We start from the raw sequence: 15,067 nt of genomic DNA, 5'->3' as shown, positions 1-15,067 counted from the left end.
TTTTGTTAATTTGGCGTGAATCTACTCCTTTATTTTTTTTAGATATAGGGAAATAATGAAAATAATTAATTCCAAAAGTGACATAATCAAATGAGAGCAGACGACTTAATCCTATTTTCTCAGGTAATGGAACTGGGCAGTTTTAGTAAGGTTGCTGAGGCAAATAACCTTACAAATTCGGTAGTTAGTAAAAGAATCGCCAGGTTGGAAGAAGAAATCGGCGCGCAGCTATTATATCGAACAACACGTAAATTGACCCTGACGGAAGCGGGGAAGGTGTTATTACATAGTGCTAAAAATGTGAAGCAAGCCACTCAGGAGGCTATGGATGCAGTTGCAGGCTTTGGAGAGAATGTAAGCGGACATATTAAGATGTCTGTGCCATCTATTTCTGGAGACTTGATTCTTGCTGATGCAGTAGCCGAATTTTGTAACCTTCATCCGGGCTTAACCGTCGACATGTCGCTCGATAATCGCTTCGTTGACCTTGTGGCTGATGGTTATGATCTCGTGATTCGAACGGGGTATCTTGAAGACTCCAGCTTAATTGCAAGGCATATTCTCGATTCTCAATGGGTGGTGTGTGCTTCTCCTTCTTATATAGCCAAAAATGGCAAACCAGTAGAACCGATCGATTTGACGCGTCATAACTGTTTTCAGTATGCCTATCAAACCACAGGTGCTTCCGATTGGGAGTTTAAGAGTGATGAAGGCAACTACATTGTTAAAGTGTCGGGCAGTTTCTCTACTGATAACGCCACCGCGCTTCGCAAAGCGGCGCTGGGTGGCCATGGTATCGCCTACGTACCAAGGTGCTTGGTGTATCACGATATTCGTAATGGCCAGCTGGTGGATATTTTTCCTGAATTGGTTGGCAAAAAACTGGGTATTTATGCGGTGTATCCATTTACTCGCCAGCCACCGAATAAAGTAAAATTATTAATTGAGCACATCCGTGATCGTTACTTAACGATTTCACACTATTTTTAGCGGCTTGGACTTCATGCCGTCTTCGATGCAAATTGCGTGTTAAGTATCAATTTAATAAATGTTTCAATCTTTTAGTTGAAATCAAACGTTAGCGCCCTAAGGTATGTGTTGAGAATTAGTCTCAATTAAAACTAAAACAAAATTAAAGTGGAGTAACACGGACGTTATGCATTACCCAAAAACTCGCAAAGATTCTGTCGTGGACCGCTACTTCGGACACGATATCGCCGATCCTTATCGCTGGTTAGAAGATGATCGTAGTGAAGAAACGGCAAACTGGGTCTCAAGCCAAAACTCAGTGACTTTTGATTTACTGGGTCAGGTCCCTTATCGTCAGAAAATTCGCGATCTGGTCGCTAGCAGCCAAAACTATGAGAAATACTCACAGCCATTTGTGCGCGGTGATTACACCTATTTTTATAAAAATGATGGTTTGCAAAACCAAAGCGTACTTTACCGTCGTAAAGGAGAGGGTGAGACAGAAGTATTTTTAGATCCTAATACTTTTTCTGAAGAGGGGACCACTTCTCTTGGTGAAGTGAGCTTTTCAAAAGACAACCGTTTAGTCGCGTATTCTATCTCTGAAGGTGGCAGTGACTGGCGTAAGATCTTTGTGATTGATGCGGAAACCAAAGCACAGTTGGAGCCTGAAATTGTCGATGCGAAATTTACCTCCATTTCCTGGTTGGGCAGCAAAGGCTTCTACTATTCCAGCTACGATAAGCCAGAAGGCAGTGAACTGTCAGCGCGTACTGAGCAGCATAAACTTTACTATCATGAGCTAGGGACTTCACAAGCTGAAGATAAAGTCGTGTTTGGCGCATTGGACTCTCAGACACATCGCTATGTATTCGCTACGACGACAACGGATGATCGCTACTTAATTATCTCTGGTGCGGAATCAACTTCTGGCAACCGCTTGTTTTATATCGACCTGAACTCAGCAGCACAAGAGATTGTGACGTTACGCGAAACTACACAAGGCGATACGCACCTTATTGATAATCAAGATGCAACTCTGCTGTTTTACACCAACCTCGATGCGCCAAATGGCAAAGTCGTCAGTTACAACACGCAAACCTCACAATGGGCAGAGGTTATTGCAGAGCAAGAGCAGCCGTTAGAAGTGGGCAAAGGCGGCGGGTATCTGTTTGCTACTTACATGGTTGATGTTCTGTCGAAAGTACAGCAGTACAACTACCAAGGCGAATGGATTCGTGATGTTGAATTACCGAGCGAAGGCACGGCATATGGTTTAGCAGGGAAGAAAGAAGAAACCACGCTTTACTACACTTTCACCAATTACGTCACGCCTCCGACGATTTTCTCTTTTGATGTGGAAACTGGTGAATCACAGCTTTATCAAGAATCTAAAGCGCCATTTGATCGCAATGACTATGAGTCGAAGCAGGTTTTCTACACCTCAAAAGACGGTACACAAGTACCGATGATCATCTCCTATAAAAAAGGCACCAAGTTCGACGGTACTGCGCCGACCATGCTTTACGGTTATGGTGGTTTTAATATCAGCCTGACGCCAATGTTCTCTGGTAATGTAGCCAACTGGCTCGAGTTAGGGGGCATTTATGCCGTAGCGAATATGCGAGGCGGTGGTGAATATGGAAAGGCATGGCACAATGCCGGAACCCAGTTGCAAAAGCAGAACGTGTTTGACGACTTTATCGCTGCAGCTGAATATTTGATCGAGAACGACTACACAAGTTCAGAACGCTTGGCGATTCGTGGTGGTTCGAATGGCGGGTTGTTGGTCGGTGCGTGTATGACTCAACGTCCAGAGCTGTTCAAAGTGGCACTGCCTGCTGTGGGAGTGCTTGATATGCTTCGATACCATACATTCACTTCTGGAGAAGGCTGGAAGTACGACTTTGGTACGTCTGCGCAAAGTGAAGAGATGTTCCAGTATCTGCTTGGTTACTCGCCTGTACATAATGTGAAAGAGGGCGTGCAATACCCTGCAACGCTGGTGACCACTGCCGATCATGATGATCGTGTGGTGCCTGCTCACTCCTACAAATTCATTGCCGAACTGCAAGATAAACATCAGGGCGAAAATCCGGTATTGATTCGAATCGATGTGAATGCAGGACATGGTGCGGGCATGCCGCTCAGTAAACAAATCGATCTTACAACCGATATCTATGCGTTCACCCTATACAATATGGGCATTGAGTCTGTGTAACGACCGATGAGTTAGAAGAATAAAAAATGCCGCGACAGAATCGCGGCATTTTTCATGGTTGGGGGAACTCAAGTCATACTGTTAACAGTATATTGAATCAGATTGACTAAGTCTGACTCGTTGAACCAACCAGTCTCGGCGGCCAAACCGAAAGGCAGCTATGCCCATTTTCAGTAATTCAAAAGTTTTCTTGCCAATTTAGCATCGCTTCAGAATCAGGGGGCTGAGGCTTAATTATAGAGACGCATATTGGCTAATTCGCCAGATATCATTGCCTGCAAATGCAAAAATTGTTCGTGTGCATGAGTCACGTGTTGTAATTCAATCATCCATTCCGCGTTACGTTGCGCGGTACAAAATGCTGCCATGTGTGCAAGTAAGTCTTCACTTTGCTGCGCGAGCAGGTGACGACTTAAGCGCTCAATCAGATCATGGCTTTCCAATTGTAAGAACTGAAATAATGCATAAGTTTGGTTGAGTGCTGAAAAAGCTGCACGTTGCGAACCGAGTCTATTGAGAATCTCTGACTGTGCCACGCTAGCATCACGTAGTCCGCTAATAAGACAAATAAATTGGCAGGGTTTGGTTTGTTCGTTTTCTAACGCTGAGTGGATGTGATTGGGTAAATGATTGAGTACATCTTCATATAAACGATGCGCTTCAGGCCAGTGACCCTGTTGTATTAATTGCCCAGCTTTCATGTAGCGCATCCAGCATTGCTCGATATCCATGTCCAACTCCCCAAATTAGATTGAATATGATATTAAATGAAAATAGTTATCAATTGCAAGTGTGTATTGTTGTCATTTTTTGTGGTTTAGTTGCTCATAAAGTGTTCGGTTAGACCGCGATGTAATGTAAATCACTTAAAATTAAACAAATAATCTCTACACTCAATTGAACACAATAAGAAAAAGGAAGCGGATATGGCAATACTAAGGCTAGAACCTAAGCAGTTGTATTCTGTAGCTGATCTAGAGAATATGCCATGTAAGTCTACCAAGGAATTACCTCCTATTGATGAAATCGTGGGGCAGGAGCGCGCTCAAAAGGCAGTTGAGTTTGCGATGTCAATCAAGGAGAAAGGGTACAATATTTACGCAATCGGTCAGAATGGTTTAGGTAAACGTACCATGATTTTACGTTACTTAAATCGTCATCAACACGATGTAGAAGCGTTATTTGATTGGTGTTATGTCGCGAATTTTGAAGACACTCGCACACCTAAAGTATTGAAATTGCCTTGTGGTATCGGTAATAAGTTACGAGTTGATATTGAAGCCTTAATGGGCAAGTTGCTCAATGCATTACCATTGGCATTTGATAACGAAATGTACTTTAGCCGTGCTGATCGGTTAAAAAACCAACTAGCTAACAAGCAACAAAATGAGTTGGATCGTATTAGCAAAGAAGCGAAAGATAAAGGCATTAGCCTGACGATCACAACGCAAGGTGACTACCAGTTCGTTGCGATGGATGGTGATGAGCTGCATACCGAAGAGTCGTTTGATGCACTGAGCAAAAAAGAGCAAGAACAATTCAGTGATGCCATTGATGAGTTGGAAGTGGCGTTGCGCTCTATGGTACGTGAGCTCACTGAGTGGGAAGAGACCTTTAGTGATAAGATCAAAAAGCTTAATGATGAAGTAACACTGGATGTGATTACTCACTTCATTAAAACGCTTAAGGTTGATTACTCTGAATATCCAGAGATCAAAACCTATCTTACTGAACTACAAAAAGACATTGTCGAGAACGCCGATATCTTTCTTGACCAAAGTGGTGAACAAGGCGAAATCGCGACCGCGTCTTTAGATAAGAAGTTACCTCGCCGCTACAAAGTGAATGTACTGGTCAGTCGTTGTAACAGTGATTTCCCAATTGTGGTCGAAGAGAACCCGAATTATCACTCGCTATTTGGTTCTATTGAAACGGCAACGTTTAAAGGCACAGTGTTTACCGATTTCTCGCTTATCCGGGCAGGTAGTTTGCACAAAGCCAATGGCGGCGTCCTTTTGATGGATGCACAGAAAGTGCTGGAGCAGCCTTATGTATGGGATGGCCTAAAGCGTGCGATTCGATCGCGTCAGTTAAGCTTTACCTCACTAGAGAAAGAAGTAACGTTAACCGGTGCGGTTTCACTCGATCCAGAGCCGATTCCGTTAGATATCAAAATTATCCTGTTTGGTGATTACCGAACTTATCAATTGTTACAGCACTACGATCCAGAATTTAGCGAGCTATTCCGTGTTACGGCCGATTTCGAAGATGAAATGAGCCGAACGCCTGAGTCTGAGCTGCACTACGCGCGCTTTATTTCCAGTGTCGTCCACGATAACAACATGCTGCACTGCGACAAGAAAGCCATTGCCCGTATTATCGAATACAGCTCACGTTTGTCTGGGGACCAGTCCAAGCTGTCGCTGCACTCTGCCAATATTGCTAACTTGCTCCGAGAATCAAACTACGTTGCTCGTCAGGCCAACTCCAACATGATTCGAACCGGGCATGTACAGGAAGCGCTGAAGAATCAAGAAATGCGTGTGAGCCGCTTGCGTGACAGTGTGATGGAGTCCTATGTCAATGGTACTACGCTGATACGCACTGAAGGTTCCGCAGTCGGGCAAGTTAATGCATTGTCGGTGTTGAGTACCAGCGATTATATGTTTGGTGCACCAAACCGCATTACCGCGACCACTTGCTATGGTGACGGTGAGGTGATTGATATTGAACGCAGTGTTGATCTCGGTGGTAGCATTCACTCCAAAGGGGTCATGATCTTATCGGCGTATTTGTCGTCTGTGTTTGGTAAAAATGCACGTGTTCCGCTTACGACTACGATTACCTTTGAGCAGTCTTACGGCGGGGTCGATGGAGACAGTGCCAGTATGGCCGAGCTGTGTGCGGTTGCTTCTGCGTTTTCAAAACAGCCAAACCGTCAGGATATCGCCATCACAGGCTCGATGAACCAGTTTGGTGAAGCGCAACCTATTGGCGGTGTAAACGAAAAGATTGAAGGCTTTTATGACGTGTGTGTCATTAAAGGTCGTCATAACGGTCAAGGGGTAATCATTCCGGCGTCGAATGCTCATAACCTGATGTTGCGATCCGATATCGTCACAGCGGTAGAAAAAGGCGAGTTTCATATTTGGGCGATAGACCATGTCACCGAAGCGATTGAACTGTTTACCGGAAAAGTAGCAGGGGAACCAACAGAAGAAGGCTCTTATCCGATCGATACGATTTTTGGTATCGCTCAAGCTAAGCTTAATGCATTGAGAAAGTAGACCAAATCTCGCGGAAAAGAGATTCAGTATCTGACTGAATCAAAAAACAAAAAGGCACATTCAGTGCCTTTTTCTATTCTTGTGTTTTAAGAAAAATGATGAGACAAATGCCGAACTACTTTAACTTCAGTTTGGTTCCGTCAAATTTGAGATTGCTCAGTAAGCGCTTTGCATTGGATTTGCCTACGTCATCAAACTCCACGCCGTAACGGGAGTAATGAGTCGATTTTTGCAGGTTACAAATGCGGCCGTTGAGTGGGGCTAGCATGCGGCTATCTTCCGGCATAGTTACATCTAACGAAATGAGGTCACCAATCTGCAGCGGACGACTCATTGGAGAGGTCACGAAACGACAGCCACTTCGAGAAATGTCTCTTATCTCACATTCGTTGCGATATGTTTCGAAGCGTACATGAGCTTTCAAATTGACTTCGTAACGGACTTCTTTCCTGAGCTGGTACACTTGCATCGTATTTGGCAGGTTGAGAACCAATAATGGATAAGGTTCACCCAAGCGATGCTGGATTTGCGCTCTAAAAGGAATAATCGCACCTTCACCACGCTGAGAGTACGCTTTGATGTTGATCCAGAATCCTTCTTGAAAGTAGAACTTGAGATCTTCTTCCGAAATATTTGGTAGCTCTACCAACGCGGTATGGTTGGAGTGACAGCCAATAAAGGTGCTGGTGGTTATAAACTTAGTTCCTACGGGCGTCGTCACGTTTAAAGAAACTTCGCTTCCGTGTTCCACCATTGCCATTGCATCGGTGCTGTTGAGTATTGTCGCCTGACGTTCTGGTTCCCTCTTACTTTGAGAAGGTCGCTTGCCATCTCCGGCACTAATTATCATATTTCTCATTATTATGGTCGAACCTGAAAAGGGACTGATATGAAATGACTGGGCTTCCTAGCGTGGTATTGATTTTATTCAGTGATATAGTTCGATTCAATAAGTTAACCGAAAATAAGGAAGTAAGTTATGCAAAAAGTGACGCACGACAGTGAAAGTGGCATCTTTTGGGTTGAACTTGAGCAAGGCTTTAGCGCTAAAGTTGTGTATCAACTGCAAGATGACGCAATGCATATCACGTCGACCGTGGTTCCTGAAGAACTAAGAGGTAAGGGTTGCGGAAAGGTGATGATGGAAGCCGTACTGCCAGAAATTGAATCATTGGGCTACAAAATCGTCCCGGTTTGTCCTTATGTCGGGCACTATATTGATAAAAATAAACAGTGGGCACATCTTTTGGCGTAGGGGGACAAATGATCAACCCTCTCTATGTGAACATTGGCAATGAGCTAGATCTGGGTAATCTTGCTTCAGTCGAAGTGATTCAATCACTTTGGGGAGGTTACGGTGAACTGGTGCGAGTGAAGTTCTCTAAGCGCTCAATCATTGTAAAACATGTGACGCTTCCCAAACCATCTGAACACCCAAGAGGCTGGAATACCGATCGATCCCATCAACGTAAACTGCACTCTTATCAGGTTGAGGTCAGTTGGTATGAACACTTTAGCCAATCTGTCGACGAACATTGTCGGATACCGAAAGGGTTAAAATGCTTTCAAACGGACAATGAATGGTTGATCGTTATGGAAGATCTCGCCGAAGCAGGGTTCACTAAAGTGATGGCTCAAGCGTCCAAAAAACATTTACGGGCTTGTCTTTCTTGGTTGGCGCATTTTCATGCCCGCTATATCGGGGTTTACCACCATCAGCTATGGGATATTGGAACGTATTGGCATTTGGCAACGAGGCCAGATGAACTGGACGCGTTAGAAGATAAAGCGTTAAAACAAGCTGCTTCGTTAATTGATAGCACACTTACCTGCGCAAAATATCAAACTCTTGTTCATGGCGATGCTAAATTAGCCAACTTTTGTTTTGATGACACAGAGTCATTAGTTGCCGCAGTCGATTTTCAATATGTTGGCCATGGCTGTGCGATGAAGGACGTGGCGCTGTTTATGAGCAGTGCGGTCGAGCCAGAAGCGTGTTCAGAAATGGAAAGTTGGGTTCTTGATATCTACTTCGTAGAACTTAGGCATGCTCTTCAAATCTACCAGCCACAGCTTGATGCAAAAGCGGTCGAGCAAGAGTGGCGTCCGTTGTTTCCTGTCGCCTGGGCTGACTTTCAGCGTTTTGTAAAAGGCTGGAGCCCAAAGCATTGGAAAATTAATCCCTACACTGAAGCGCTGACCGCGAGAGCGATTGCTTATCTGAAAGGCCAATCTGAATGAAAAAGCCTCCATGTGGAGGCTAAATTCTAATTCTTACTCGGTCTTATACGTGCCATGTAATAGGTATTGATGAACTCACCATCGCGGAAGGAACCATCAATTGCTTCGCCTTCGATCTCGAAGCCATGCTTTTTGTACAGGCCGATGGCTGCGTCGTTGTCGGCGTTCACCTCTATTTGAATGCGTCTCACGTTGAGCCAGTTATCGGCTAACTCTGTCACTGCCTCAATCAACTTACTGCCGACACCAAGGCCGTGAAAATGGTCGTGAACACCAATCCCAAAAGAAGCCGTATGTGACGTTCTTGGACGTTGTGAGTGATGAAAGCCGATATTGCCGACCACTTTGCCATCAACTTCAGCGACATAGCTGTAAACGCCAGCAGGCATGTTAGATAACCTTTCCACCCACATGGCAACAGACGGGTTAGGGAGCTGCAGGGTTTCACGTTGCGCTTTAGGCTGGGAATAGATTTCAACGAGCGCTGCTGCGTCTTCAACCATGGTTGGACGTACGATTATTTCCATGCTTCTCTCCTATGTATTTGTTTTACCTTAATCTAACCACTGTTTTGGTTTTTGAATAGCATTTTTTAGAATTTAGTGAATTTATACTTTTAAAATTAGTGGGTTATGTTAGTGGTGTTTTGAGTTTATATAGTGTTTTAGGGCAGAAAATACCGACAAGATTGAAAATGTGTTGGATTTTTATACTGAAACTTTACGCGTTTATAGGCAATTGTGGTGAATTCGTTTTTAGCGGAGAAAGAGGGTTTTCAAACTGTGAAGTGGGTAGCCGTCTAGAGTTGATTTGAATCAAGAGAGGTTGGAGTTACCTCTTATGAGGTATGGGGAAGACGTACGTTTCGGGCTATTTATGCTTAACTTGATAAAGGAGCTTCTTTGAGGAAACGTGATGAAATCTTTCCCGTCAAAAATGTCCCAAAGTCGTCGCCGATTTTTGCGTGATACTGCTCGAACAGCAATGGGCGTTGGTGCTGCAGCCTGTGTATTGGGGCTACAGTCCTTGCAAAGTCAAGCTCGCGAAACCAAAGGGGTCCCAATCAGGCCACCGGGTGCTCTGCCAGAGGGCGACTTTGAATCTGCCTGCATACGTTGTGGGTTGTGCGTACAAGCATGCCCATACGATACGTTAAAACTTGCCACGTTACTGTCTCCAGTCGCTACTGGCTCACCGTATTTCACTGCACGCGACATACCCTGCGAAATGTGTGATGACATTCCGTGTGTGGTCGCGTGTCCGAGTGGGGCTCTCGATCCTGAATTAACCAACATTGATGATGCTCGCATGGGAACCGCCGTCCTCATCGATCACGAAACGTGCCTTAACTGGCAAGGCCTACGTTGTGATGTATGCTATCGAGTCTGTCCTCTTATTGACGAGGCAATTACTCTAGAAAAAATTCACAACGACCGCACAGGCTACCACGCCAAGCTAATCCCAACCGTTAATTCTGAGGTCTGTACAGGCTGTGGTAAATGTGAGCAGGCATGTGTACTGGATGTTTCTGCAATTAAGGTTGTGCCTACGGACTTAGCTAAAGGCAAAGTGGGCAGCCATTACAACTTCGGTTGGCAGGAAATAGATAAACCTTTAGAGAACGTGCTTCCAGAAGAGAACCCTGTACCGACAGGTGCACTTGAGTCTCTAAAAGGAGGTAAGTAATGGCTAAAAACTTAGCTCAAGATGCAGGCAAAGAGGCAATAGAAAAGCTTGGCTGGTGGCGAGCACACCGATTCCTAATCTTACGCAGGCTTTGTCAACTTACCATTATCGCGCTATTTATGGCTGGGCCAACGCTAGGTGTTTTTTCGGGTAATCTTTCCTCTAGCATGTTGCTCGATACGGTTCCCATGAGCGATCCGCTGATCGTATTGCAGGCATTGGCTACTGGGCATGTACCGGAGTTTAATGTCTTGTTAGGGGTAGCCATCGTTATTGTGTTTTATGCGATTCTTGCGCCACGAGCGTTTTGCGCATGGGTTTGTCCTTTGAATGTGGTGACAGACTTTGCTGCCTGGCTGCGGCGAAAACTGAATATTAAAGCGAGTTATCGCTGGTCTCCATCACTGCGCTACTGGTTAATTCCAGTTTTGATGTTAGGCAGTGCATTCTCAGGCACGATTCTCTGGACATGGATAGACCCAGTGGCCGCGTTGCACCGAGGGCTTGTGTTTGGCATGGGAGCGGGGTGGGTTTTAGTTGGGCTCGTTTTTGTTCTGGATCTGTTACTGGTGGAGCATGGGTGGTGTGGTCACCTGTGTCCTTTAGGAGCAACCTACGGTGTCATCGGCAGAAAGAGTATTCTCAGAGTTACCGCTGTACGACGAGAAGCTTGCACCAAATGCATGGATTGTTTTTACGTCTGCCCAGAACCAGAAGTTTTGAGGTTACCGTTAAAAGAAGGGGATCGCCGGGTGATGGATCAAAACTGCATCAGCTGCGGACGTTGTTTGGATGTGTGTCCGGAACACGTCTTTGAATTTAAAAATCGCCTGAGCGTAAAGAATATCGATTAAGCGTTATTTTACTTTTGCGTCAAATTAGAATGATATTGCGAATTTGTTACATTTAGGGCTATGATGATGCCTTCATATCTAAAGGATGCATCATGAATACCTCATCTCAAGGCTGGAGAACACCGCAAAACTTCTTATTGCTCATCTCCATTATTGTGCCTATCGCCTTTTCAACTTGGATGGCGCTGCTTAACAATTTCGTTATTGAAAAAGCAAACTTTGATGGCTCAGACATCGGTTTGTTACAAAGTGTACGTGAAGTGCCGGGCTTTTTGTCGTTTACCGCCGTATTTGTGCTGCTGTTTATTCGCGAGCAACGCTTCATGCTGGTCTCTCTGGCCATGCTGACATTGGGTACGGCAATAACAGGTTATTTTCCCACTCTGTACGGTTTACTTTTTACGACCTTGTTAATGTCCACCGGATTCCATTATTTCGAAACGCTGAAACAGTCTCTCTCGTTACAGTGGTTGTCTAAAGACGAAGCCCCAGAAATGCTAGGTAAGTTCATTTCGGTAGGTGCGTTGGCCTCTCTGGTTACCTATGGCGCGTTGTGGGTGATGCTAGAGCAACTAAAACTGGATTTTAAAACGGTTTATATGGTTATGGGAGGGATAGGCTTTGTGCTTATCTTGGTGATGGCATTTGCTTTCCCTCAGTTTAAATCTACAGTACCGCAGAACAAGAAGTTGGTATTGCGTAAACGCTATTGGCTCTACTACGCGTTGACGTTTATGAGTGGTGCTCGTCGTCAGATCTTCACCGTTTTTGCAGGGTTCTTAATGGTGGAGAAGTTCGGTTATTCAGCGGCGGATATCACCTTACTGTTTTTGATTAACTACTTATTTAATTTCCTGTTTGCTAAACGAATTGGCCGATTTATTGGTGTTGTCGGAGAGCGTAAGGCGTTGATGTTTGAATACGTCGGTTTGATCTTTGTGTTTGTTGGCTACGGATTAGTTCAAACTGCGGAATGGGCAGCAGCGCTATACGTGGTTGATCATCTGTTCTTCGCTTTGGCACTAGCGATTAAAACGTACTTCCAAAAGATAGCTGATCCGGCGGATATGGCATCGACGGCGGGCGTAGCATTCACCATCAACCATATTGCTGCGGTTGTCATTCCAGTTACGTTTGGTGTTATCTGGCTGGTTTCACCTTCAAGTGTTTTCTACATTGGTGCTGGTATGGCGGCAGTGAGTTTGTTGTTTTCGCTCAACATTCCTGCCAAGCCAGAAGAAGGCAATGAAACTCGTGTGCTGAGATGGAGTTAAGATTTATTAAGTCATCTGCTCACGATGATCTGATTTAACAATGGGATGCACTGGCATCCCATTTTTGTGTCCGAATAGAACGATATAAAGCTTAGTGCTAGTGTGATTAAGTCTCTGTTAGCTTGTCGCTGCCCTTATTGCGTTTAGCTATAGTTCGGATGATGAAGTAGCCAATAATAGAAATAAGTACCGTGTTGCCTGTGGCGATGATGAGCATCTGCGTTAGGACTTTATTAAAAGGTTCAGCATAAAAGATGGTGTCAAGATAGGCTGAGCAGCCATAGCCCAGAATATTACCAATCAGTGCGAGTACCACGAAAAGTATAACGTCTTGCCTGTCGAAGCCTCCGTCGTCTAAGCGGTGACGAGTCAGGTAGGGGAAGAGTCCCATAATCAGGCCGACAACGCCAGAACCCGCCACCCAAGTTAACCATAAGCCCCAACCCGCGAACTGATCCGTGATCCAGTGGCCGATAATGCCCACCAAAAAACCGACAATAGGGCCGAATAACACCGAGTACACGGCTAGTATCGCCATGGCTGGTTTTAGGGTTGTGTTAGCAAAGACAGGGACGCCAAACATAGGAAGGCCGCCGATACCGTAGAGTAAAGCGCCGCTAGCGATAACGATGAGAGTTTTGCCGAAAAGATTCATAGATAGCCTCTGCTTAATAGTCAGCGTTGAATATCGTTCACTTACATTACTTTGAATTATCGATAATTTTGCTGTTTATTACAGCTTAGCAGTAACCCAATTGATTGGGCTTTGGACGAGGTCGGTTTGAAAACAGTGTGTGATAAAACTCACGTATACGAAGGGTGCAGAAACAAAAAAGGAGCGGATATCCGCCCCTTTGTGAGTATGTAGCAAAGTCCATGTATTAATGGTCTAAGTACAGATAGTTTTGCCAGCTCTTCATGCGGATAAGTACTTTACGCATGATAGAAACATGGTGGAAGCTGTCTGAATAAACCGCGACTTCAACAGCTGTACCCATCGGAAGATGGAACTCACTCAAGTCATCGGTAATTTTGAGTTTGACAAACACTCGTCCACTCGTACGAAGTGCGTCTGTGCCTAACAGAGACCCACGTGCCTGGAATTGGCTTTCACCGATTGCTGGGATAACTTCAACCACTTCACCACGGAATACTCGGCCTGGGATCGCACGGAACATGAATTCAGCTTCAAAGCCAGGCTCTAGTCGTTGTAGTGAGTTTTGTCGGAAGGCCGCTGTGTAGAACTGGTTGGCTTCTGTATGAACAAAGGTCATTGCCGGAGCCAGTGGTAGAGGTACCGCCATCACGCCAGGACGTAAAGCAAGTTGGGTCACGTAGCCGTCGGTCGGAGCACGAACCACCGTTTGATCTAAATTGAACTCAGCTTTGCGTAATTCGGCAAGCAATTGAGCAACTTGGGTATTCTCTCCGCCTACTTCTGAATCTAGCGCAATTTGGGCTTGTTCTCTTTGTTGCAATGCGACTTCTAGCGTGGCTTCTGCCGCTTTGTAAGCCTGACGACGAGTATCTAGGTCTTGTTCAGTAAATGCGCCACGATCAAACCCTCGTTGGTAGCGGTCGAACTCTCGCTTCGCTTTATCTCGTTCTGCTTGCGCCTTGATAATGCCTGCCTGTGCCTCTTGAACCCCAGATTCTAAACCTAAAGCCCCTTGGCTCGCTTCTTTTACTTTTGCTTCAAGACGCGCAACTTCGGCCTCAAAAGGTGTCGGATCGATTCTAAATAGTATATCGCCCGTCTTTAATGGTTCGTTTGGTTGTACCGGCACTTCGATTACACGGCCACGAACACCAGAAACGATAGGTGTGGTCGGGTAAATCTGATTACCTATCTGAGTAAAGGGATGGTTGTAGTTCATAAGAAGCACGAGCGTGCCTATCAGTACAACGCCACCAAGGACAGCGGTTGGAACCGACCATTTGTTAAGAGGGATCTTAAAAATTTTGAAAATCGCGATACAAAAGGCTGTGTAAGTCAGGATCAACAATAAATCCATTATTTTTCCTCTTTACTTAGGTCAGCGGTAGGATTTTGCTGAGTTTGTTTCTTTAATACTGATACTTCATTTTTTAGCTCGTTTACTTCGTCAATGAGCTCTTCAAGACGATGATGAATATCGTGTGTTTCTTGTTCCAGTTGTTTAAAGCCCCAGCCTCGCTCTTTGCGCCATAATGTTGCCCAAATCCACAGGAAAGGCCACAAAGCGTGAAGTGTGAACAAACTTACCCAGCCAGCGTAATGAATCGCATCTTGATGTGGGTGTTCACGTTCTTTAGCAATTTCATAGGGAATATCGTGAATGACGATGATTCCGTAGAAAATAACCAAAGCAACGAAAATGAGTATCCCAAGTGCAAAATAGTCTAGAAACATCTTATTTACCCGTGCTTGTTGCTATATGAAAAAAGTTACGTAAATGAGTTGCTTAAGTATTTGATACAATTATAAATGAATCAAGTATTTTTGACGCTTATGCTCCGCTACTTCCAAGATGCTTTGTTCTGTCTCAAATAGTG

14 protein-coding genes are annotated in these 15,067 nt (G+C 44.8%); 8 read left to right on the top strand and 6 right to left on the bottom strand.

Translation table 11 applies throughout. From position 1 onward, the window contains the following. The first annotated feature begins 90 nt into the window (after nt 1–90). Nucleotides 91–990, top strand: coding sequence for a LysR family transcriptional regulator (locus VEJY3_RS23530; RefSeq protein ID WP_014234937.1), 900 nt, complete (start codon nt 91–93; stop codon nt 988–990). A gap of 166 nt (nt 991–1,156) precedes the next feature. Then, nucleotides 1,157–3,190, top strand: a complete 2,034-nt coding sequence (locus VEJY3_RS23525) for a prolyl oligopeptidase family protein (RefSeq protein WP_014234936.1) — start codon at nt 1,157–1,159, stop codon at nt 3,188–3,190. A gap of 230 nt (nt 3,191–3,420) precedes the next feature. Here VEJY3_RS23525 and VEJY3_RS23520 read toward each other — a convergent pair whose 3' ends face one another. Continuing rightward, on the bottom strand, nt 3,421–3,921 hold the full coding sequence (locus VEJY3_RS23520; protein WP_014234935.1) for a hypothetical protein: 501 nt from the start codon (nt 3,919–3,921) through the stop codon (nt 3,421–3,423). A 195-nt stretch (nt 3,922–4,116) separates the two neighbouring features. Here VEJY3_RS23520 and VEJY3_RS23515 point away from each other — a divergent pair, with 195 nt between their 5' ends. After that, entirely contained in the window at nt 4,117–6,477 is a 2,361-nt protein-coding gene (locus VEJY3_RS23515) for a Lon protease family protein (protein ID WP_014234934.1), read from the top strand. A gap of 115 nt (nt 6,478–6,592) precedes the next feature. Here VEJY3_RS23515 and VEJY3_RS23510 read toward each other — a convergent pair whose 3' ends face one another. Beyond that, nucleotides 6,593–7,327 (bottom strand): flagellar brake protein, encoded by a 735-nt coding sequence (locus VEJY3_RS23510; protein WP_014234933.1) that lies wholly within the window; start codon nt 7,325–7,327, stop codon nt 6,593–6,595. Between the two features lie 129 nt (nt 7,328–7,456). Here VEJY3_RS23510 and VEJY3_RS23505 point away from each other — a divergent pair, with 129 nt between their 5' ends. Next, complete coding sequence (locus VEJY3_RS23505) at nt 7,457–7,732, top strand: GNAT family N-acetyltransferase (RefSeq protein ID WP_014234932.1); 276 nt, start codon at nt 7,457–7,459, stop codon at nt 7,730–7,732. Between the two features lie 8 nt (nt 7,733–7,740). After that, nucleotides 7,741–8,718, top strand: coding sequence for a phosphotransferase (locus tag VEJY3_RS23500; protein ID WP_014234931.1), 978 nt, complete (start codon nt 7,741–7,743; stop codon nt 8,716–8,718). A gap of 26 nt (nt 8,719–8,744) precedes the next feature. On the opposite strand, the gene VEJY3_RS23495 is transcribed toward VEJY3_RS23500, so the two are convergent. Further along, the gene (locus VEJY3_RS23495; protein WP_014234930.1) at nt 8,745–9,245 is read right to left on the bottom strand and encodes a GNAT family N-acetyltransferase; all 501 of its coding nucleotides are present in this window, start codon (nt 9,243–9,245) and stop codon (nt 8,745–8,747) included. Between the two features lie 388 nt (nt 9,246–9,633). Between VEJY3_RS23495 and napG the strand changes: the two genes are divergently transcribed. The 3 genes from napG (at nt 9,634) to VEJY3_RS23480 (ending at nt 12,532) form a co-directional block, all read left to right on the top strand. Further along, on the top strand, nt 9,634–10,404 hold the full coding sequence (gene napG, locus VEJY3_RS23490) for a ferredoxin-type protein NapG (RefSeq protein ID WP_014234929.1): 771 nt from the start codon (nt 9,634–9,636) through the stop codon (nt 10,402–10,404). Then, on the top strand, nt 10,404–11,258 hold the full coding sequence (gene napH, locus VEJY3_RS23485) for a quinol dehydrogenase ferredoxin subunit NapH (RefSeq protein WP_014234928.1): 855 nt from the start codon (nt 10,404–10,406) through the stop codon (nt 11,256–11,258). The genes napG and napH overlap by 1 nt, the downstream gene beginning before the upstream one ends. Before the next feature lie 92 nt (nt 11,259–11,350). Continuing rightward, nucleotides 11,351–12,532, top strand: coding sequence for an MFS transporter (locus VEJY3_RS23480; protein WP_014234927.1), 1,182 nt, complete (start codon nt 11,351–11,353; stop codon nt 12,530–12,532). Between the two features lie 106 nt (nt 12,533–12,638). On the opposite strand, the gene VEJY3_RS23475 is transcribed toward VEJY3_RS23480, so the two are convergent. The 3 genes from VEJY3_RS23475 to VEJY3_RS23465 all read right to left on the bottom strand — a co-directional run bounded on the left by VEJY3_RS23475 (nt 12,639) and on the right by VEJY3_RS23465 (nt 14,924). Continuing rightward, complete coding sequence (locus tag VEJY3_RS23475) at nt 12,639–13,187, bottom strand: ECF-type riboflavin transporter substrate-binding protein (RefSeq protein WP_014234926.1); 549 nt, start codon at nt 13,185–13,187, stop codon at nt 12,639–12,641. A gap of 226 nt (nt 13,188–13,413) precedes the next feature. Continuing rightward, nucleotides 13,414–14,547, bottom strand: a complete 1,134-nt coding sequence (locus tag VEJY3_RS23470; RefSeq protein ID WP_014234925.1) for an HlyD family secretion protein — start codon at nt 14,545–14,547, stop codon at nt 13,414–13,416. Continuing rightward, entirely contained in the window at nt 14,547–14,924 is a 378-nt protein-coding gene (locus VEJY3_RS23465) for a DUF3302 domain-containing protein (RefSeq protein WP_014234924.1), read from the bottom strand. Before VEJY3_RS23465 ends, VEJY3_RS23470 begins: the two co-directional genes overlap by 1 nt. Nucleotides 14,925–15,067 lie beyond the last annotated feature (143 nt).

This window comes from Vibrio sp. EJY3, from assembly GCF_000241385.1.
Taxonomy (GTDB): domain Bacteria; phylum Pseudomonadota; class Gammaproteobacteria; order Enterobacterales; family Vibrionaceae; genus Vibrio; species Vibrio natriegens.
Note: the sequence above shows the minus strand (reverse complement) of the source record. Positions and strands in the feature narration are given on the sequence as shown.

What these genes read in the sequence shown, in the direction of transcription:
- VEJY3_RS23480 (WP_014234927.1), top strand. Translation starts at nt 11,351, where the DNA reads ATGAATACCTCATCTCAAGGCTGGAGAACACCGCAAAACTTCTTATTG.
- VEJY3_RS23470 (WP_014234925.1), bottom strand. Translation starts at nt 14,547, where the DNA reads ATGGATTTATTGTTGATCCTGACTTACACAGCCTTTTGTATCGCGATT.
- napG (WP_014234929.1), top strand. Translation starts at nt 9,634, where the DNA reads ATGAAATCTTTCCCGTCAAAAATGTCCCAAAGTCGTCGCCGATTTTTG.
- VEJY3_RS23510 (WP_014234933.1), bottom strand. Translation starts at nt 7,327, where the DNA reads ATGATAATTAGTGCCGGAGATGGCAAGCGACCTTCTCAAAGTAAGAGG.
- VEJY3_RS23530 (WP_014234937.1), top strand. Translation starts at nt 91, where the DNA reads ATGAGAGCAGACGACTTAATCCTATTTTCTCAGGTAATGGAACTGGGC.
- VEJY3_RS23505 (WP_014234932.1), top strand. Translation starts at nt 7,457, where the DNA reads ATGCAAAAAGTGACGCACGACAGTGAAAGTGGCATCTTTTGGGTTGAA.
- VEJY3_RS23475 (WP_014234926.1), bottom strand. Translation starts at nt 13,187, where the DNA reads ATGAATCTTTTCGGCAAAACTCTCATCGTTATCGCTAGCGGCGCTTTA.
- VEJY3_RS23515 (WP_014234934.1), top strand. Translation starts at nt 4,117, where the DNA reads ATGGCAATACTAAGGCTAGAACCTAAGCAGTTGTATTCTGTAGCTGAT.
- VEJY3_RS23465 (WP_014234924.1), bottom strand. Translation starts at nt 14,924, where the DNA reads ATGTTTCTAGACTATTTTGCACTTGGGATACTCATTTTCGTTGCTTTG.
- VEJY3_RS23525 (WP_014234936.1), top strand. Translation starts at nt 1,157, where the DNA reads ATGCATTACCCAAAAACTCGCAAAGATTCTGTCGTGGACCGCTACTTC.
- VEJY3_RS23500 (WP_014234931.1), top strand. Translation starts at nt 7,741, where the DNA reads ATGATCAACCCTCTCTATGTGAACATTGGCAATGAGCTAGATCTGGGT.
- VEJY3_RS23520 (WP_014234935.1), bottom strand. Translation starts at nt 3,921, where the DNA reads ATGGATATCGAGCAATGCTGGATGCGCTACATGAAAGCTGGGCAATTA.
- napH (WP_014234928.1), top strand. Translation starts at nt 10,404, where the DNA reads ATGGCTAAAAACTTAGCTCAAGATGCAGGCAAAGAGGCAATAGAAAAG.
- VEJY3_RS23495 (WP_014234930.1), bottom strand. Translation starts at nt 9,245, where the DNA reads ATGGAAATAATCGTACGTCCAACCATGGTTGAAGACGCAGCAGCGCTC.